This window comes from Haliea sp., assembly GCF_040221975.1.
Classification (GTDB): domain Bacteria; phylum Pseudomonadota; class Gammaproteobacteria; order Pseudomonadales; family Halieaceae; genus Haliea.
In genome coordinates, this window is the sequence record NZ_JAVJWR010000002.1 from 79,957 (window position 1) to 98,547 (window position 18,591).

Genomic DNA, 18,591 nt, shown 5'->3' on the forward strand with positions numbered 1-18,591 from the left:
ATGGATATCCTGAAATTGATTGGCCGTGATCGGCCACTTTTCGCGCAAGACGTCAAACAGCACGAGGTGGAGCTGTTGGAACTGGTGTCCAGTAGCCGCTTTCTGGTCATCGGGGGAGCCGGTTCCATCGGCCAAGCCGTCGCGCGTGAGATATTCAAGCGCAACCCCAAAGTGCTGCACGTGGTGGACATCAGTGAAAACAACATGGTCGAGCTGGTGCGCGATATCCGCAGCACCCTGGGCTATATAAACGGTGACTTCCACACCTTTGCCCTCGACTGCGGCTCCCGGGAATACCAGGCGCTGATCAACGCCAGTGGCGGCTACGACTACATTTTCAATCTGTCGGCCCTCAAGCATGTGCGTAGTGAGAAGGATCCCTTCACCTTGATGCGCCTGATCGAGGTCAATATTCTCAACACCCTGTCGACCATCGCCCAGGCGCGCAATACCGGCACCCGCAAGTACTTTTGCGTCTCCACCGACAAGGCTGCCAACCCGGTGAATATGATGGGGGCCAGCAAGCGCATTATGGAAATGTTCCTGATACGCGAGAGCCTGACCCTGCCCATATCCACCGCCCGCTTTGCCAACGTGGCGTTTTCCGATGGCTCCCTGCTGCACGGCTTCAACCAGCGCTTCTCCAAACGCCAGCCTATCTCTGCTCCAAGTGATGTGCGTCGCTATTTCGTTACCCCGCAAGAGTCCGGCGAATTGTGCCTGATGTCCGGCCTGCTGGGCGACAACCGCGATATCTTCTTCCCCAAGCTCAGCGAGCAGCTGGATCTAGTGCGTTTCAGCGACATCGCCGTGCGCTACTTGCACTGCCTGGGCTTCGAGCCCCACGAGTGTGCTTCTGAAGACGAAGCCCGCGACCGCGCCGCCGAGCTGATCGCCCGCAAGCAATGGCCCGTGTATTTCTTTGCCAGTGACACGACCGGTGAGAAGGATTTTGAGGAGTTTTATACCGACGCCGAAACTCTCGACATGCAGCGCTTCGATGCCATCGGCGTCATCAAAAATGAGCCGGTTATCGATGAGGCGCGCTTGGAGCACTTCCTTCAGCGCATTACCGAGATTCGTGCGGGCAGCACCTGGGATAAACCGGAAATTGTCGAACTGTTCAACTATATGATTCCGGATTTCAGGCACAAGGAAACTGGCAAGTACCTGGATGGGAGGATGTAGGCCATGCAGCGGATATTGGATATCCTCCTCTCCGGGCTCGCATTGCTCCTGCTGTCACCCCTGTTGATTCCGATAGTTATCGCCCTGCGCCTGACCGGCGAGGGTGAGATTTTTTTCGTCCAGCAGCGCATTGGCCGCGGCGGTAAGCCCTTCGGCCTTTACAAGCTCGCCACCATGCTCAAGAACAGCCCCAACCTGGGTACCGGCACCGTGACCGTCAAGGATGACCCCCGGGTACTTCCAATGGGCAAGCTGCTGCGCAAGACCAAGATTAACGAGCTGCCCCAGCTGTTGAACATCCTCTTTGGGGATATGAGCATCATCGGTCCCCGCCCGCAAACCCGGCGCTGTTTCGATGCGTTTCCTGTAGCCTCCCAGGCTGAAATCATCAAGGTTCGTCCGGGTCTTTCCGGCGTTGGGTCCATCATCTTTCGTGGCGAAGAGGACATGATGCATGCCAGCGATGATCCGGACCATTTCTACGACCATGTGATCATGCCCTACAAGGGCAAGCTGGAGGAGTGGTACGTGGCAAACCAGGGCATTTGGACGTATCTGAAGTGCATATTCGTGACGGCGTGGGTGGTGGTCTTTCCGGGTTCAAGGATTGCCTGGCGCGTTTTTGCCAAGCTGCCAGAGCCGCCGGCGGAGTTGGCGGAGAATTTGGTGTGGGCGTGATCAAGTTGGTTTTTTTTGATGTACCACTTCGGCCGGGAATTCGTCATGCTGTGGGTTCGAGGAGCAGAAGCAAACTCTATTTCTTCATACCCTGATGCCCGGATCCGTCGTTATCGTACTGGTAGTGCTGCGGCTGCAGCTTTGGTTGGAGTGAGATGGCGTCTTATATTAAAGCGTTTTGGCTTCCAGCGCGGTTTATAACCGAAAAACGTCTCCGCGGAGTTTTTTTCGAGCCGCAGGGGGTTAGTGGTTTGTTGTCTGATTGGACGAGCCCGATAAATTGGCCGAAAAACTCCGACCTTAATAATGCATGACCCCCACGTCTGGCAGCAGGTAGCCCGCCTGCATGTCGACAACCTGGACCAAGGCTTTCTGGCCACCCTCGGGCCTCGCTTCCTCGCGCTGATGTACCGGGCCATCGACGAGTGTGACAGCTCCGTACTGCTGGTCGAGCAGCGTAATGAACATGTTATCGGCTTCGTTTGCGGTGCCCACAGCATGGGGCCGATTTACCGTCACATGCTGCGGCACTGGCAGCGTTTGATTCCCTCTCTGTTCCCCTCCCTACTGAATCCGCGCCGTATTTGGCGTATCCTCGAGATCCTGCGCTATAGCGGGAAGGGCGCTGCGTTGGCTAATTTACCTGCTTACGAGCTTCTCAGTATCGCTGTCGAGCCGTCAGCACGAGGGCAGGGAGTGTCCGAGCGGCTCTACAAGGGACTGATGGACCATTGCCGTGAACACGGTATCCCTTCGTTCAAGATTGTCGTGGGGGAGAGTCTGGCGCCGGCGCACAGGTTTTACCTACGTATGGGGGCGGAGGTGGCCGGGGAGACTGAGGTGCACAGGGGGGAGAGGTCTGTGGTTTTTGTGCAGCGCGTTGGGCGGACCTGATGTACGTGTGCAAGCGAATTTGCTACAAACGTTCTGCTGCGGCTATCCACAAGCACCTGGAGCCAAGTGCATGGTATAACCGAAATGGGTTTGCGCGGAGGCGCCATTTCTTCTCAGCCCCCTGGCGCCGGAATTTGCCAACTAGCGACACCGGAGCCACGTGTGCCTCCGTTGCTGGTAGTTGTCAGTAGCCACGCCACAGCCAATGGCATGACATAGAGCAAAGCTCTGGAAAGTCCCGTGTGATCCAGCGCTGTCTCGGGCGCTGCCATAACAAAATACAGTACGATCACGGTTAGTCCACCCATAACGCCAAGATTTTCCACCCGCAGGAGCAGTGGCCACTTGCGAAGTGCCAACACCATCGCTGCAGCCCCCAGCCATAGATAGGCGGCCAGGTGCCAGTTTCCGAACTGCAATAGTGCCTCGAAAAACGGGGAGGGCTGCCAGTCCGGGTTGAAAGCAAAACGCACCAGGCCGGTGACGTGAAATTCCGAAGAGGAAAGCAGGAGTTTTTGGCCTCCCGGCAAGGGAAATTGAAGATTCATGTATCCCAACAGGGTCAGCCCCAGAATACCTGCCATCGTGATGCTTGCAATGACCAATGCTACGGCCACCGGCCTCGGTGCGCGCATGCCGATTTCGACAACCACGAGTGCCAAGAGCACGGCTGCAAAACCCATCCCTGCACGTTTTGCCTGCAAGCAGGCAGCGGCCATCAGCAAAGCCAAAACAAGCTGGCGATAGCGGTGGTTACACCTGAATTCACTCAAGGCCAGCACGCCTACGGTAAACGCCAGCGTCAGCCAGATATCCGCGTAGCCGGCGAGCGCAACATGGCTGTTTAAATAGGGCAGGCTCGTAACCAGATAGGCGCCGAGCGCGGCCACTAGGCTTGAAGAACGTTCGCGCAGATATCCGTATACGATGGCCGCCAGCGCCAGATACGCCAGAAGCCAGGGAAGATGCAGGAAGGGCTCGTGGCTTTTTTCACTGGCGAGCATCATCCACAACATTGCGAGAGTCGAGACCTCCCCATAATTGCCAATGGTCTCCATCGGTGCATCCAGGGAACGATTGGCAAAGAACTGGATGACTTTGGGTTCCCATCCTCGCCAGGCATCCCAGGGAAAAGTTGGGCGCAGTAGCAGCTCCTGCACAACGAAAAGCAGGTGAGCGCCCATAGCGAGGCAGAGCAAGGGTATGATTCCCTGCTGCCAGCCGGCTGTAGATGTGCCTGTCAGCTCTGCCGGGTGTGGAGGAGCCGGTTTGTCTGATATCTTGCGACGTAGTGCGCCAACGACCACCAGGATCGTGAGCACCAGCAATACCACCGCCATCGGCCGGAAGTGCAGAGTCCACCCACCTGCATCCCACGCCTTAATGAGCCACACCACAGCGAGCATGCCCAGAATGTACCCTTGTCCGAGGTACAGGAATACGGAGCGCCCCGGGCCCGATAACCAGCGGGCCAGCATCAGACCGAATATCCAGGGGAGAGAGGCGGCTAGCAGCAATGCGAGTGCAGTGCTTGTCATGATCCGGTGGCCGGTTGCGCTCTGTTGGTCGCATACAAGGCAACCGGGCCGTGCGTCCAAACCATGCTCCAGTTTGCAGCATTCGTATCTTCAAGTGCTCTTCTGAACACCGGCTGGGAGTAGGGCTTGCTACCTGATTCTGATAATAGAACCACATAGTCAAATTCCCGGTTCGCGCTTCGTATCCAGGTTTCGTTGGCGGTGTGAAGTTTTCTTGCCATGATTTGCGGCAGGAGATGAAACCGCATTCTTTGTGCCATGGCAGCGTGGCCTTCCTGATAGAGTATGATCACATCGTTGGTATGGTTACCTGCCAGTTCCTTGATTGACGCCACCCCTTGGTAGTACTCCCCATCCCAATCCGCCAGCTTTTTCTCATGTAGTGTCTTGCCCGCGAACAGATGGCGGGTTTCAGCATTCTGACGGAACAGCTGTTGCAGCCAGAGGCCGTCCAGAATTGCCCACGTCAGCCCGGTGGCAAGGATTGCGGGCAGCCAGAGTGGGGGCGATAGATTGTCACGACGGGTAAACTGGCGCAGCAGCAGGATGATGATCATGCTGGTTGCCAGCCAAATGGCTATTGCCGGCACCGGATACATCAATGCCCCACTGGGCACGCCGCGGTAGGCGTTGATCGAGCGTTGGTCCCAGGGCGCAAACGCAGTCCACTCTGCCCACACCGCCTGCAGTATTCCGCTGTGACTGTAGGGCTCCAGCTCCAACCCATGTAGCTTCACCGCCTCCCCCCGCAGATCCCCGAAAAATCCCACCGCCAGTTCGGTAATCGTGCCTCTCCACTCCTCGTGGCGCAGCAGGTTGTGAAGGCGCGGCCCCTCCCCTGAGTAGTCCAGTTCCGCGAAGTGATTTTCCCCGGGCGCGTCTGCTCTCTGCCAGAACAGCATGACTTGCAGGGCCGGATTGCGGCCTTCAATGTGGTAACGAAGGAAGGGGAACTGATCGGCACGGAACAGGCGCCGGTGCACCAGTACAGCGTGGTCCTCGGGCGGCACTTCAGCCAGCTCACTGATTATGGCGGCTGAGCCATCAACGCGGCTGTCTCCAGACACCACCGGCTGGAAGCGGTTGCCGGAGATGGCAATCGGATCCGCCCTGTCGCCTTCGATGTAGGGCTTGAATTCGGGGTGGAACACGGGTACGAGCCATAGGTACCCGGGTATCAGCAGTGCTGCGCTGGCCGCGAGGGCTGCCACTGCCAACCCAAGGGCCTTCAGGAAGTCCCGGTTGCTGATAGTGGAGATCATCGCAAGCGCGGGTCCCGATATTCAGGCAGATGACTGGTGGTTCGCATAGCGTGGAGCCGGGCTGTTTTTCGGGCGATTGTAGCATGCGGAATTGGGTGGGCAGGTCTCGTTTTGTAGCATTTCTCCAGAAATCGCAACAAGGCGAGACCCCACCATCCTGTCCCTGCCATCCGATGCCCCCACGTCCCCTCCGCCTTACCTGCCGGGAGGCGGAGCGAGCATTGTGCGGGCGGAATGCGATTGGACGGTTTTGATGTACCACTGCGGTCGCGAATTTGCGATGCTACTGATTCGGCAAGAGGCGGGCACTTGCCAGCGCCCGCAGGAGAGCTATCATGGCGACATTGGCATTCGATTCGCTCAGGTATGCCCGCAGGCTGAGAGACGCAGGTGTGCCCGAGCCCCAGGCTGATGCGCAGGCGGAGCTCATGGCGGAAGCGTTTGGATTTTATGCAGACAACATCCTGACGAAGGATCACTTTGAGGCGGTGCTGGACGCCAAGCTGGATGCGCGGTTTGCGCAGCAGGATGCAAAACTCGACAGGCGCTTCGCGGAGATCGACAGGCACTGCCTCGAGCAGGATGCCAAGTTCGAGGGGCGTTTCAGCAAGCAGGATCGAACGCTGGACGTCCACACCTGGATGCTCGGCGTTCTCGTGCTTGGCGTTTTCGTGCCGCAGCTGAGGGCTTTGCTGGGCTGAAGTGGTGGCCTATATCGAAGTGCCTTTGTTCCAGGCGCTGGTTATAACCGAAAAACGTCTCCGCGGAGATTCTGATCGGAATTGATCGCTAATGCAGGGGGCGGCCATCGAAGTACGCGATTTGATGACACGCATCAATCAGGGGGGAGCGCCAGGAGCTGGATATCGGCCTTAGCAAAACCGAGTTCGGCTGGCAGGACTGCGCGTAGCCCAGGGCGCTATAGAAGCTGCACAGCCAGGGGCACGACGTGTGATTCTCCATGCCGCCGCTGAGAGGGCACCCTGGGGTCACTCCCACGTGCATATTCAGAGAGATAGAATGCTGGCAAAGTTCTGGCTTGAGCCACCAATTCTCGCCAGTTCGACTCGTTTCTCGCCGCAGGAACTTCGAAAACTTGAGAGACTTGTCGAGGAAAATTGTATAGTTTTATTGGAGGCTTGGGATGGGTACTTTAGCGGTTGAGCTTCGTCCGTTGGCTCACAATGTCAGTTTTACAGAATATTCTATGAACGTCGATCTTGTGGACGGGCGCACTATCTCAGTGCCGATCGCGTGGTTCCCAGCGCTTTCCAGGGCATCGCAGTCACAAAGAGAAAAATGGGAGCTCCTGGGAGATGGAGGGCATTCACTGGCCCGAAATTGACGAAGACTTGAGCGTTTCAGGCCTTCTGGCCGGCGCGAGGTAGGAGCAGCTAGAAAGACAAGCTTGTCGGGTGCTTTGTCATAGGCATACCGGTAAACGCCGATCAAGACGCTGTCAGCCGAATCGCCAGCTCCAGCGCCGCCCGCAAACTCCCGTCACTCGCCTCCCCGGTACCCGCCAGGTCCAGCGCTGTGCCGTGGTCTACGCTGGTCCGTACAATCGGTAATCCCAAGGTGATGTTTACCGCATTGCCGAAACCCGCATATTTCAGCACCGGCAGGCCCTGGTCGTGGAACATGGCCAGGTAGGCGTCGGCCTGCTCCACCAGCTTGGGACTAAAGGCAGTATCCGCCGGCAGCGGCCCCAGCAGGTTCATGCCTTCACCTCGCAGCCTGTCCAGCACGGGACCGATTACCTCGATTTCCTCCCGCCCCAGGTGCCCGCCCTCGCCGGCGTGGGGATTCAGGCCGAGCACGGCGATGCAGGGTTCAAGGATGCCGAACTTGTTCTTCAGGTCAGCGTGGAGGATGTGCAGGGTGGTGGCCAATGACTCCGCAGTAATGGCCGCGGGAACCTGCGACAGCGGCAGGTGAGTCGTCGCCAGGGCGACCCGCAGTTCTCCCGCAGCAAGCAACATCACCACCCGGGCAGTACCGGTCTGCTCCGCCAGGAACTCGGTGTGGCCGCTGAAGGGGATACCGGCGTCGTTGATCACGGACTTCTGCACTGGCGCGGTGACCATGGCCTGGAACTGGCCGCTTGTGCAGCCGTCGACCGCGCGCTGCAGGGTCTCGACTACATAGGGCGCGTTGGCCACGTTGAGAACCCCGGGTTCCACCGCCTCAGCCAGGCCCGGCCCGGCCAGGCGCGGCCCGGCCTGGCGCGGCGCGGCCTGGCGCGGCTCGGCGCAGTCGCCACTGGCGGGCAGGACGCCAACAGTCCCCGCGGGCAAGGGATGGGACACACCGGCGAGGTCAATCACCTGCAATTGCAGCGGCAGCCCCAGCACTTGCGCCCGGGCTCGCAGCAGCTCCGGGTCGGCAATCACCACCAGCTCCGCTGCCCACTCGCTCTGGGCAATCATGGCGACGATATCCGGGCCGATCCCCGCCGGTTCCCCGGCGGTGATGGCGATCCTCGGCACCGTCACGGGCTGCGCCTACTTGATGTCGACGTAGGCTTCGTCGCGGATCTTGCGCAGCCAGGCGTCCAGTTCTTCCTCGTACTTGCGCTGGTGCAGGGCCTCGGTGGCGCGGGCGCGGATAGCCTGGCGGGTCATGTCCTGCTCGCGCCGCTCCAGCACCTCAAGTACGTGCCAGCCGAACTGGCTCTGTACCGGGTCGGACAGTTCGCCGACCGGGGTCTCCGCCATGGCCGCCTCGAACTCGGGCACCATTTGCCCGGGGGTGGTCCAGCCGAGGTCGCCGCCCTCGGCCGCGGAGCCAATGTCCTCGGAGAATTCCCGGGCGAGGTCGGCAAAGTCTTCACCCGCCTCGGCGCGCTCCTTCAGGCTGGCGACCAGGTCGCGGGCCTGTTCGTCGGTCATGATTTCGGAGGGCCGCACCAGGATGTGGCGCACGCGGGTCTGTTCCACCATCTGGTCACCACCACCGCGCATGTCCGCCATGTGCACCAGGTGCAGGCCGGAGGGGCTGCGGATGGGGTCGGAAGTGGCGCCGGTTTCCAGGCCGGGGGCCACATCGCTGAACAGGCTCGGCAGGTCATCGGCCTTGAGCCAACCGAGGTCGCCACCGGAAAACGGGTAGCGGTCGGTGCTGCCGGAAATGACCTGGTCGAATGCTTCGCCACCGCGGATCCGCCGCAGCAGACCCTCCAGGTAGGTGCGGGCCGTCTCGACCTCGCTCTCGGGCGCCTCGGGCGCCAGTGGCAGCAGGGCGTGCTGGATGCGGTACTCGGGCTGGCTGAGTTCCTGGCCCTCGGAGGAGGCGAGGAAATTGTTGACCTCCTGCTCCGATATCTGGATACGCTGGTTGACGTTACCGGACTGGACCCGCTGAATGATCATTTCACGCCTGATCTGCTCGCGCATGGCGGCGTAGGACTGACCCTCCTGCTCCAGCATGACCCGGAACTGCTCCAGGCTCATGCGGTTCTGGGCGGCGATGCGCTCCAGGGCGGCATTGAGCTGGGCATCGCTGATGCGAGCGCCCACCCGGTTGCCCATTTGCAGCTGAATGCTCTCGATGATCAGCCTGTCCAGGGTTTCGCGAATCAGCACATCCTCGGGGGGCAGCTCCATGCCGCGGGACTGCAGGGTCTGGGTGATGCTCTGGACCCTTTCCCGCAGCTCGCTGGCCATGATGACGTCGTCATCGACGATAGCCACCACCTGGTCCAGCATTTGGGTCTGGGCTTGTGCAGGCAGCCCCAGCAGCAGTGAGGTGGCGAGGCCGGCGGCCAGCAGTAAGGATTTAATAGTCACGATCGTTGAAACCTCGAATCATATCTTCAAGCAGGTCGGTAACCCGGTTACCAAAGCCGCCCATGCCCTTGAGTACGACTTGGACCTGTGTGGAGTGCTCCCGTTCCAGATCGGGGTTGGAGAAATCGGGATTCTGGCCGGGGACGGTATCTATGTAGCGCAGATGTAACAGGCGCACGCGCCAGCAGCAGGTATCGTATTCGATTCCGAACATATCTTCCACGCTGGTGCTGCCCTCGACACTGAAGTTGAGCGCCGCAAACACACTCCAGCGCTCGTCCACCGGGTAATAAGCCGACAGGTGCGCCTGCTCGGTGACGACATCCCGGTCGACCAGGGTGACCGGGCGGCGGTAGGAATAGCCGACGTTGAAGACCGCGCGGTCCCTGCGCTGATAGCTGGCGTGCAGGCTGCCGGCATTCATATTGCCGCTGTCCGGGTCCCACACCAGGCTGTTGCGCAGGCTCAGGCGCTGATTGGGAAAGAAGTTCAGGTCCGCCGCCATTTCCGAACTGGCCTGGTCCAGCACTTCGTCCCGTGGGTCCAGCCGCACCCGGCGGTCGCGCAGGTAGAAGGTCTGGCCGAGGCTGGCGTTCAGGTATTCGCGGCCGTCCTCCTGGCTGATGTAGCGGGTGGTCAGGCCCAGGGATATCTGGTTGGCATCATCGAGACGGTCGCGCCCGGAGAACCGCGTCTCCCGGAACAGCTGGTTGTAGCTGAAGGTCAGCTCGGCGCTGTCGAAATCGGGCTGGGTGGACTGGTTGTCGTACTCGCTGACCAGATAGTAGGCCCGTGGCTCCAGGGTCTGCAGCAGGTTCCGCCCCGCCAGTTTGGTGGCGCGTTCGAAGAACAGGCCGCCGTCGATGCTGAGCAGTCCCGACCCGGCCGAGGGGCTGTCGCTGCCGAGCAGGCCGCGGTCGTTCAGTTCGTATTCCAGATAGCGGTACTTGGCGGTGGGCTTGAGGAAGCCGTATTGCCACAGCAACGGCAGGGTGGCGCCGCCCTCCATGTACAGTCGCTGGCCGGTGACGCGTTCTGAATCCGAATCAAAGTAGGAATATTGGGCAAGGAAGATCGGGTCGAGCTGGAAGGGCGTGTTGTCGCCGCGAAAGCTCGCGGTAATCTGCGGCAGCTTCTTGTAGTCCTCGACGATATCGTCGGCCAGGGTCTGGAACTGCTGGAATTCCATGCCCACCAGCCAGTCCTCGCCCAGGTAGTCAACGGAACCCAGCTGCAGGAGGTTGGTCTTGCGCTGGGTATCCAGGTTGGAGGTGTCAAGATCCTTGAAATAGTCGACATCGCTGACCTTGCTGTAATCGACTCGCGAGCGCCAGCGCTGCTCGAACAGGCCGTAGTGTTCGACATTGGCCAGCCAGCGGTTGTCGCCGCTTTCCTGCGGCCGGTCCCGCTGCAGGCGGTCATCGCTGGGCATGTAGGCCCCGCCGACGGACCAGAAGCCGGTATGGCGGTTGAGATAGCGCGCCTCCAGCTCGTGGTTGAGGCCGCGATCCTGGATCAGGCGCGGTGTGTACAGCAGGTCGTAGTTCGGGGCCAGGTTGAAATAGATCGGCACCGCCAGGTCCAGACCGCCGTTGGTATCGGAGCTGATGTCGGGCCAGAGCAGGCCGGTACGACGCCGGTCGTCCAGCGGAAAGCGGATCCACGGTATGTAGAGCACGGGCACGCCGGCCAGGTCCAGCTTGGCGCCGGTGGCGGTACCCAGGCCTTCCTCCAGATCCAGCTTGATGCTGTCGGCACGAATGGCCCACTCTACGTCGTCCGGCGCGCAGTAGGACATGCTGCCGTCGCGGATGAACAGCTTGCCCGCCCCGTCCCGGCGCAGCTGGCCGGCGCTGCCGTGGATGTGCTGCTGGTGCAGCACGAATTCACTGTCGCGGATGCTGGCTTCGCCTGTGTCCGCGGAATACTGGGCCTCCTGGCCGCGCAGCAGCAGGCCGGGTTCGCGCAGGGTGATGCCCCCGGACACGGTGCCCTCGCGCTCGATGCGGTCGAAGTAGGCGTCCTCACCCCGCAGCTGTCGATAGCCCTGGTCCACGGCCACCCCGCCGCGCAGGTAGACATCGTCGCCCAGCAGTTCGGATTCGGTGGCGCTGGCGCGAATGTCGGAGCTGGCGGGCGTGTCGCTGAGATCAGATTCGGCCAGCGGGTCCAGGTAGCGGCCGCCGCAGCGGCGGCAGTGCTTGTCGCGCAGCGCCTCCGGCACGGATTGCAGTGGTACCCAGTCCAGCCCGGCGCTGTCACTGGCCCGGGCGAGCCCGGTGGTCAGAGCGGGCAGGACCAGGCTCAGGGCAACGGCGAGAAGGCGCAACCGGGGTTCGGCAGGGCTGTGCGGGCGCGGATTCATCAGGGCAAGATGCATTTTCTGGTATAAAACGGGATGATAAAGCATCACCCCGGGCTTGTCCGGGACTTTTTTGCCACAGGAGCCCTCCTTGCCGATCCCTTCGCCACAACTGCTGCCCTGGGCGCTGGCCGCCCTCGACCAGTCCCCGACAACCCCGGCGGTACTGTTGCCCGTGGCGGGCGATGCCAGCAACCGCCGCTATTTTCGCCTGCAGTGGCCCGGGCGCACCGCCATAGTGCTGGAGTCGCCGCCGGCGACAGAGAAAAACCGCGAGTTCCTGGCCATGCGCCAGCTGCTGGAGCGTGCGGGGGTGCGGGTACCTAAACTGCTGGGGGCGGATCTGGACCGGGGATTCCTGTTGCTGGAGGACCTGGGTGACCGGCTGCTGCTGGGTGAACTCGGTGCCGCGACCGTGGAGGCACACTACGCTCGCGCGCTTGCGGTCCTGCGCCAGCTGGCCGCGGTCGATCCCGGGGCGCTGGTTGCCCTGCCGGTCTATGATCGTGCCCTGCTGGCGGAGGAGTTCAGCCGCTTCCCCGCCTGGTTCCTGCAGCAACTGCTGGGCCTGGTGCTGACGGATGCGGAAATCCACCTGCTGGCGGAACTGGACGGCCTGCTGATCGGTAGCGCACTGGCACAGCCTCAGGTGCTGGTGCATCGGGACTTTCACAGCCGCAACCTGATGTGCCTCGGCGGCGCTGAGCTGGCGGTGATCGATTTCCAGGACGCCGTGGTGGGGCCGGTCACCTACGACGCGGTATCGCTGCTGAAGGACTGTTACATCTACTGGCCGCGGGAGCAGGTGACGGCCTGGGCGCTGGCCCACCGTGACGCCCTGCGCGCGCAGGGGCTACTGCCCGCGGTGGATGATGCCACCTTTTTGCGCTGGCTGGACTGGATGGGGCTGCAGCGGCATCTGAAGGTGCTGGGCACCTTCGCCCGCCTGTATCTGCGCGACGGGAAATCCGCCTATCTGCAGGACCTGCCGCTGGTGATCACCCATGTTCGCGAGGTATTGGCCGCCCACGCCGGCGAAACCGCGGTACTGGATAACTTTAGCGACTGGTTCGAACAGCGTCTGCAGCCGGTCATTGCGCAGCAGCCCTGGAGCGTGTCGCGGTGAAAGTGATGATCCTGGCCGCCGGGGTCGGCGAGCGCATGCGTCCCCTGACCGGGCATACGCCCAAGCCGCTGCTGGAAGCCGGCGGCAGGCCCCTGATTGCCTGGCATATCGAGGCCCTGGCTGAACTCGGGCTGCGGGACCTGGTGATCAATGTCTCCCACCTCGCCGAACAGATTGTCGACTGGTGTGGAGACGGCAGTCGCTGGGGCGTACAGATTCGCTATTCCCGGGAACCGGAGCCCCTGGAGACCGCCGGCGGTATCCACAGGGCCCTGCCGCTGCTGGGCGATGACCCGTTCCTGGTGGTGAATGGCGATGTCTGGACCACGTTTCCGCTGCAGCGCCTGCTGGTGCAGCGCAGTCTGCCCCCGGGGGCAGCCCACCTGGTGCTGGTCGACAATCCGCCCCAGCATCCCGACGGCGACTTCTGCGTCACGGCGGGGGGCGGATTGAGCGCCCGCCCGGCTGGCACGCGCGGACTGACCTACGCCGGTATCGGAGTCTACACTGCGGGATTTTTCGCCGACATGGTCCCGGGCAAGCTGCCGCTGCGACCGCTGCTGGATGCCGCCATCGCCGCGGGCCGGGTTTCGGGCGAGTATTTCGGTGGCGCCTGGACCGATGTCGGCACGCCGCAGCGACTGCGGGAACTGGACGCCCGGCTCTCCTCCCCACCGCAAAGGTAGGAGCGCACTCTGTGCGCGATCGCCCGCGGACAAGGTGAATGGCCGCGCAGCGGACAGAGAGGGTGGCCTGGGCCAGCGGGCTCCTACAATATCTGGGGTGGAATTTCGAGATGAAGCCGGGATGCATAGCCGCTAGAATGGCCCCCTTTGCCACTACCGGAGTTTCGCCGTGACCGACTACCTTATCGCACCGTCCATCCTGTCGGCGGATTTCGCCCGCCTTGGCGAGGAAGTCGACCAGGTGCTGGCAGCGGGCGCGGATGTGGTGCACTTCGATGTCATGGACAATCACTACGTCCCCAACCTCACCATCGGGCCCATGGTCTGCAAGGCGCTGCGCAAGCATGGAGTCACTGGGCCCATCGACGTGCATCTGATGGTGTCCCCGGTGGACCGCCTGATCGGCGACTTTGCCGAGGCCGGGGCCAGCTGGATCACCTTCCATCCGGACGCCTCCACCCACGTTGACCGCTCCCTGCAGATGATCCGTGAGGCGGGCTGCAAGAGCGGCCTGGTGTTCAATCCCCATGTCGGCCTGGATGCACTCAAATACGTGATGGACAAGGTGGATGTGGTACTGCTGATGTCGGTGAACCCGGGCTTCGGCGGCCAGTCCTTCATTCCCGCCACCCTCGACAAGCTGCGCGAGGCGCGAGCCCTGATCGATGCCTCCGGTTACCCCATCCGCCTGGAAGTCGATGGTGGTGTGTCGCCGAAGAATATCGCGGAGGTTGCCGCCGCGGGCGCGGACACCTTTGTCGCCGGCTCCGCGATCTTCAACCAGCCGGATTATGCCGCGGTGATCGCCGACATGCGCAACGCCCTGGCCAGGGTGGGCCGCAGCTGATGCAGCCAGAGGAGTTCGCCGCCCAGGCGGCCCGGGGCTACAACCGCATCCCTGTCAGCATGGAAGTGCTCGCCGACCTGGAAACCCCCATCAGTGCATACCGCAAGCTGGCGGAAGGGCCGTTTTCCTACTTCTTCGAGTCGGTCCAGGGCGGTGAGAAGTGGGGCCGCTACTCGATCATCGGCTTGCCCTGCCGCACCCTGCTGCGGGTGCATGACTACCAGGTGGATATCCTGGTCGATGGCGAGGTCACCGAGTCCCACGAGGTCGAGGATCCCCTGGCCTTTGTCGAGGCGTTTCAGGGCCGCTTCCAGGTGGCCCCGCAGCCGGAACTGCCCGTCTTCCACGGTGGTCTGGTGGGCTATTTTAGCTATGACAGCGTGCGCTACGTAGAGCCGAAGTTGAAGGGCGGGGCGCCACCGGACGAGCTGGGCAATCCGGATATCCTGCTGCTGCTGTCGGAAGAGGTGTTGGTGTTCGACAACCTGTCCGGCACCATCCGCATCATCGTCAATGCCGACCCGGCGCGGCCTGAGGCTCTGGCACAGGCCCGGGCACGCCTGCGGGCCCTGGCCGACAAGCTGCGCGAGCCGATGCCGCCCCTGCCCGAGGTGGCCCTCCACGGCGCCGATTCCAGTACCCTGGAGGGCAGCGCCAGCTCCCATTTCAGCGAACCGGAGTTTGCCGACGTGGTCAACCGCATCAAGGACTACGTGCTGGCGGGGGACGTCATGCAGGTGGTGCCTTCCCAGCGCCTGGAAGTGCCCTTCAGTGCGCCGCCGCTGAACCTGTACCGCGCCCTGCGCAATCTCAATCCCTCGCCCTACATGTACTACCTGGACCTGGACGATTTCCACATTGTCGGTTCTTCGCCGGAGATTCTCGCCCGTCTGCAGCAGGGCGAAGTGACAGTGCGGCCGCTGGCGGGCACCCGTCGCCGCGGCCACAACGAGGCCGAGGACCTGGCCCTGGAGGCGGAACTGCTGGCGGACCCGAAGGAGATCGCCGAGCACCTGATGCTGATCGACCTCGGCCGCAACGACATTGGCCGCATCGCCGAGACGGGGACCGTGCGGGTGTCGGACCAGATGGCGGTGGAGCGCTACTCCCACGTCATGCACATCGTTTCCAACGTGTGCGGCAAGCTGCAGGCGGGCAAGTCGGCCATGGACGTGCTGCGCGCGACCCTGCCGGCAGGCACCCTGAGCGGTGCGCCCAAGATCCGTGCCATGGAGATCATCGACGAGCTGGAACCGGTCAAGCGCGGGGTCTATGGCGGTGCCGTGGGCTATATTTCCTGGGCCGGGGAGATGGACACCGCCATCGCCATCCGCACCGCGGTGATCAAGGGCGGCAAGCTCTATGTGCAGGTGGGCGCCGGCGTGGTAGCCGATTCGGTGCCGCGGCTGGAGTGGAAGGAAACCCACAACAAGGCCCGGGCCATGTTCCGCGCCGCCTCCATGGTGCTGGCGGGGCTGGAGCAGCCGTGACACGGGGCAGGCAGGTGCTGGAGCGGGCACTGGCGGATGTCAGGCTGACTCTAGAGCCGCGAAGCCAGCCCGTCCGGCCCGGTCGCCCGGGCTTGCAAGCTAGAGTCCGGTAGACGGTAAACAGCCTCTGCATGCTATAATTCCGGCCTTTTCTCCATGACCCGTGCCTGGCCGCCGATGCGGGACAGCAAGTTTCAGCAGGCATCTCTGCCCACCCCGACCTGCCGAGCCTGCGCCCACAGAGATAGTTATGTCCAAGATACTCATGATCGACAACTACGACTCCTTCACCTGGAATATCGTGCAGTATCTGGGTGAACTCGGGGCCGAAGTGCAGGTGGTGCGCAACGATGAAATCGCCGTTGCCGACATCCCGGCGCTGGCGCCGGAGCGCATCGTCATTTCCCCGGGGCCCTGTACGCCCAATGAGGCAGGCATATCCATGGCGGTGATTGCCGAGTACGCCGGCAAACTGCCGATCCTGGGGGTGTGCCTGGGCATGCAGAGCATCGGCCAGGTTTACGGCGGGCAGGTGGTGCGCGCGCGGCAGGTGATGCACGGCAAGACTTCCCTCATCCACCACCGCGGGCAGGGCGTGTTTCGGGGCCTGAGTCAGCCCTTCGAGGCTACCCGCTACCACAGCCTGGTGGTGGCAGCGGAGGGATTGCCGGACTGTCTGGAAATCACCGCCTGGACCGAAACCGGGGACGGTGACATGGATGAGATCATGGGCCTGCGGCATCGCGAGCTGGCGGTGGAGGGGGTGCAGTTTCATCCGGAATCCATCCTCACCGCCCACGGTCACGATTTACTGCGTAATTTTCTGGAACTGGAGACGCGCTGATGGATATGCAACAGGCACTGGCGCGGCTGGTGGCAAGGCAGGACTTGAGCCAGGACGAGATGGCTTCGGTAATGACCACGGTGATGTCCGGCGGAGCCACCGACGCCCAGATCGGCGCCCTGCTGGTGGCGCTGCGGATGAAGGGCGAGACCATTGACGAAATCGCCGGTGCGGCCCAGGTGATGCGCGAACTGGCAACGCCGGTGGCGGTGTCGGGCCCGCACCTGGTGGACCTGGTGGGTACCGGCGGCGACGGCGCCAACCTGTTCAATGTCTCCACCGCCGCCACCTTTGTCGTGGCCGCGGCCGGCGCCCAGGTGGCCAAGCATGGCAACCGCTCGGTTTCCAGTACCTCTGGCAGCTCCGACCTGCTGCAGGAACTGGGTATGCCCATGGACCTCAGCCCCGCCCAGGTGGCCCGCAGCATCAACAGCGTGGGCATGGGCTTCATGTTCGCCCCCGCGCACCACTCGGCGATGCGCCACTCCGTCGGCCCGCGCCGGGAGCTGGGCATGCGCACCATCTTCAACGTGCTGGGGCCACTGACCAACCCCGCCGGCGTCAAGCGCCAGCTTGTCGGTGTCTTCGACCCGGCCCTGTGCCAGCCGCTGGCCGAGGTGCTGAAAGTGCTGGGCAGCGAGCATGTGCTGGTGGTGCACGGCGAAGGCGGTCTCGACGAGGTCACCATCAGTGGCAGTACCGAGGTGGCCGAATTGGTCCGCGGTACCGTGTCCAGCTACCGGATCACGCCGGAGGATTTCGGCCTTGAGCGGCAGGATCTTGACGGTCTCTCCGTGGGCAGTGCCAGCGAGTCGGCCGCGCTGATCCGCGCTGCCCTGGGCCGCGAGGACAGCGAGCTGGCGCGCAAGGCCGCGGCGATGATCGCGCTCAATGCCGGCGCCACCATCTATGTCAGCGGGCTGGCGGCCACCATTGCCGACGGCGTCGCGCTGGCGGAGGACCTGATTGCGACCGGGCAGGCAATGGAGAAACTCAAGGAGTTTGTCAGCTTCACCCAGATGATGAGCAGCGGAGGGCACGACTGATGGGCGAGGTATCCACCATCCTGCGCCGTATTCTCGCGCGCAAGCAGGAAGAGGTTGCCGAGGGTCGGGCACGCCAGTCGCTGGCGGACCTGGAGTCCCGCATCAGCGAGCAGTCCGCGGCCCGTGGCTTCGCCGCTGCGCTGCAGCAGCAGGTGGCCCAATCCCGGCCGGCGGTCATCGCCGAGGTCAAGAAGGCGTCGCCCAGCCAGGGGGTGATTCGCGAGGATTTCCAGCCCGGGCAGATTGCGGAAAGCTACCAGCGCGGTGGCGCCACCTGTCTTTCCGTGCTCACCGATGTGGACTTTTTCCAGGGCGCGAACGCCTATCTGCAGCAGGCGCGAGCGGCCTGTGAGCTGCCGGTGCTGCGTAAGGATTTCACTGTCGATGCCTGGCAGGTGGTGGAGGCCAGGGCCATTGGTGCCGATGCGGTGCTGTTGATCGCTGCCGCGCTGGATGATCGGCAGATGCGGGAGCTGGCGGCTGCCGCCGCCGAATATGGCCTCGATGTGCTGGTGGAGGTGCATGACCGCAGTGAGCTGGAGCGCGCCCTGGAGCTGGCAACACCGCTGCTGGGCATCAACAACCGCGACCTGCACAGCTTCGAGACGTCACTGCAGACAACCATCGGCCTGTTGCCCCATATTCCGGCGGATCGGGTGGTGGTCACGGAGAGCGGTATTCACACCCCCGGGGATGTGGCGCTGATGCGCGACGCCGGGGTATTCAGCTTTCTTGTCGGCGAGGCGTTCATGCGTGCTGCGGAGCCCGGCGACCGCCTGCGGGAGCTGTTCTTCCCGTCCCCATAGCGCAGTCCCGGTGGGAGCGCAGTCCCGGTGGGAGCG

Annotated in this window: 18 protein-coding genes and 1 pseudogene; 13 read left to right on the top strand and 6 right to left on the bottom strand. The window is 62.7% G+C overall.

What is annotated here, in order from left to right:
- Together RLO07_RS00570 and RLO07_RS00575 are read left to right on the top strand one after the other, a co-directional pair.
- A complete protein-coding gene (locus tag RLO07_RS00570; protein WP_462290183.1) occupies nucleotides 1–1,188 on the top strand; it encodes a UDP-N-acetylglucosamine 4,6-dehydratase in 1,188 nt (395 codons plus the stop codon).
- 3 nt (nucleotides 1,189–1,191) lie between these two features.
- Entirely contained in the window at nucleotides 1,192–1,866 is a 675-nt protein-coding gene (locus tag RLO07_RS00575) for a sugar transferase (RefSeq protein ID WP_462290184.1), read from the top strand.
- Nucleotides 1,867–2,166: 300 nt separating this feature from the next.
- Here the strand turns inward: RLO07_RS00575 and RLO07_RS00580 are convergent, their stop codons facing one another.
- Nucleotides 2,167–2,334: a hypothetical protein gene (locus RLO07_RS00580; RefSeq protein ID WP_462290232.1), complete on the bottom strand. Its 168-nt coding sequence runs from the start codon at nucleotides 2,332–2,334 to the stop codon at nucleotides 2,167–2,169.
- Between RLO07_RS00580 and RLO07_RS00585 the strand changes: the two genes are divergently transcribed.
- A complete protein-coding gene (locus tag RLO07_RS00585) occupies nucleotides 2,272–2,760 on the top strand; it encodes a GNAT family N-acetyltransferase (RefSeq protein ID WP_462290229.1) in 489 nt (162 codons plus the stop codon). The two genes, RLO07_RS00580 and RLO07_RS00585, sit on opposite strands and share 63 nt — an antisense overlap.
- A gap of 113 nt (nucleotides 2,761–2,873) precedes the next feature.
- On the opposite strand, the gene RLO07_RS00590 is transcribed toward RLO07_RS00585, so the two are convergent.
- Both RLO07_RS00590 and RLO07_RS00595 read right to left on the bottom strand, forming a co-directional pair.
- On the bottom strand, nucleotides 2,874–4,298 hold the full coding sequence (locus RLO07_RS00590) for a hypothetical protein (RefSeq protein WP_462290185.1): 1,425 nt from the start codon (nucleotides 4,296–4,298) through the stop codon (nucleotides 2,874–2,876).
- Entirely contained in the window at nucleotides 4,295–5,560 is a 1,266-nt protein-coding gene (locus RLO07_RS00595) for a hypothetical protein (RefSeq protein WP_462290186.1), read from the bottom strand. The genes RLO07_RS00590 and RLO07_RS00595 overlap by 4 nt, the downstream gene beginning before the upstream one ends.
- Before the next feature lie 335 nt (nucleotides 5,561–5,895).
- On the opposite strand from RLO07_RS00595, the gene RLO07_RS00600 reads away from it, so the two are divergent.
- From RLO07_RS00600 to RLO07_RS00610, 3 genes and pseudogenes are all read left to right on the top strand, one after another.
- A complete protein-coding gene (locus RLO07_RS00600) occupies nucleotides 5,896–6,261 on the top strand; it encodes a hypothetical protein (protein WP_462290187.1) in 366 nt (121 codons plus the stop codon).
- A 298-nt stretch (nucleotides 6,262–6,559) separates the two neighbouring features.
- Nucleotides 6,560–6,724: a DUF4160 domain-containing protein gene (locus tag RLO07_RS00605; protein WP_462290188.1), complete on the top strand. Its 165-nt coding sequence runs from the start codon at nucleotides 6,560–6,562 to the stop codon at nucleotides 6,722–6,724.
- Nucleotides 6,705–6,948 (top strand): annotated as a pseudogene (locus RLO07_RS00610) (DUF2442 domain-containing protein). Before RLO07_RS00605 ends, RLO07_RS00610 begins: the two are co-directional and overlap by 20 nt.
- Nucleotides 6,949–7,008: 60 nt before the next feature.
- Here the strand turns inward: RLO07_RS00610 and pdxA are convergent.
- The 3 genes from pdxA to RLO07_RS00625 form a co-directional block, all read right to left on the bottom strand.
- Nucleotides 7,009–7,989: a 4-hydroxythreonine-4-phosphate dehydrogenase PdxA gene (gene pdxA / locus RLO07_RS00615; RefSeq protein WP_462290230.1), complete on the bottom strand. Its 981-nt coding sequence runs from the start codon at nucleotides 7,987–7,989 to the stop codon at nucleotides 7,009–7,011.
- A gap of 75 nt (nucleotides 7,990–8,064) precedes the next feature.
- Entirely contained in the window at nucleotides 8,065–9,348 is a 1,284-nt protein-coding gene (locus tag RLO07_RS00620) for a peptidylprolyl isomerase (RefSeq protein ID WP_462290189.1), read from the bottom strand.
- On the bottom strand, nucleotides 9,338–11,713 hold the full coding sequence (locus RLO07_RS00625; protein WP_462290190.1) for an LPS-assembly protein LptD: 2,376 nt from the start codon (nucleotides 11,711–11,713) through the stop codon (nucleotides 9,338–9,340). Before RLO07_RS00625 ends, RLO07_RS00620 begins: the two co-directional genes overlap by 11 nt.
- A gap of 88 nt (nucleotides 11,714–11,801) precedes the next feature.
- On the opposite strand from RLO07_RS00625, the gene RLO07_RS00630 reads away from it, so the two are divergent.
- The 7 genes from RLO07_RS00630 (at nucleotide 11,802) to trpC (ending at nucleotide 18,555) form a co-directional block, all read left to right on the top strand.
- The gene (locus tag RLO07_RS00630) at nucleotides 11,802–12,836 is read left to right on the top strand and encodes an aminoglycoside phosphotransferase family protein (protein WP_462290191.1); all 1,035 of its coding nucleotides are present in this window, start codon (nucleotides 11,802–11,804) and stop codon (nucleotides 12,834–12,836) included.
- A gap of 5 nt (nucleotides 12,837–12,841) precedes the next feature.
- Nucleotides 12,842–13,522 carry an N-acetylmuramate alpha-1-phosphate uridylyltransferase MurU gene (gene murU, locus RLO07_RS00635; protein WP_462290231.1) on the top strand — a complete coding sequence of 227 codons (681 nt, stop codon included), beginning with the start codon at nucleotides 12,842–12,844 and terminating at the stop codon, nucleotides 13,520–13,522.
- 169 nt (nucleotides 13,523–13,691) lie between these two features.
- Nucleotides 13,692–14,369: a ribulose-phosphate 3-epimerase gene (gene rpe / locus RLO07_RS00640; protein WP_462290192.1), complete on the top strand. Its 678-nt coding sequence runs from the start codon at nucleotides 13,692–13,694 to the stop codon at nucleotides 14,367–14,369.
- Entirely contained in the window at nucleotides 14,369–15,859 is a 1,491-nt protein-coding gene (gene trpE / locus RLO07_RS00645) for an anthranilate synthase component I (RefSeq protein WP_462290193.1), read from the top strand. The genes rpe and trpE overlap by 1 nt, the downstream gene beginning before the upstream one ends.
- 250 nt (nucleotides 15,860–16,109) lie before the next feature.
- On the top strand, nucleotides 16,110–16,703 hold the full coding sequence (locus tag RLO07_RS00650; protein ID WP_462290194.1) for an anthranilate synthase component II: 594 nt from the start codon (nucleotides 16,110–16,112) through the stop codon (nucleotides 16,701–16,703).
- Nucleotides 16,703–17,749: an anthranilate phosphoribosyltransferase gene (gene trpD / locus RLO07_RS00655; RefSeq protein ID WP_462290195.1), complete on the top strand. Its 1,047-nt coding sequence runs from the start codon at nucleotides 16,703–16,705 to the stop codon at nucleotides 17,747–17,749. Before RLO07_RS00650 ends, trpD begins: the two co-directional genes overlap by 1 nt.
- Nucleotides 17,749–18,555 carry an indole-3-glycerol phosphate synthase TrpC gene (trpC, locus tag RLO07_RS00660; RefSeq protein ID WP_462290196.1) on the top strand — a complete coding sequence of 269 codons (807 nt, stop codon included), beginning with the start codon at nucleotides 17,749–17,751 and terminating at the stop codon, nucleotides 18,553–18,555. The genes trpD and trpC overlap by 1 nt, the downstream gene beginning before the upstream one ends.
- The last annotated feature ends 36 nt before the right edge of the window (nucleotides 18,556–18,591 follow it).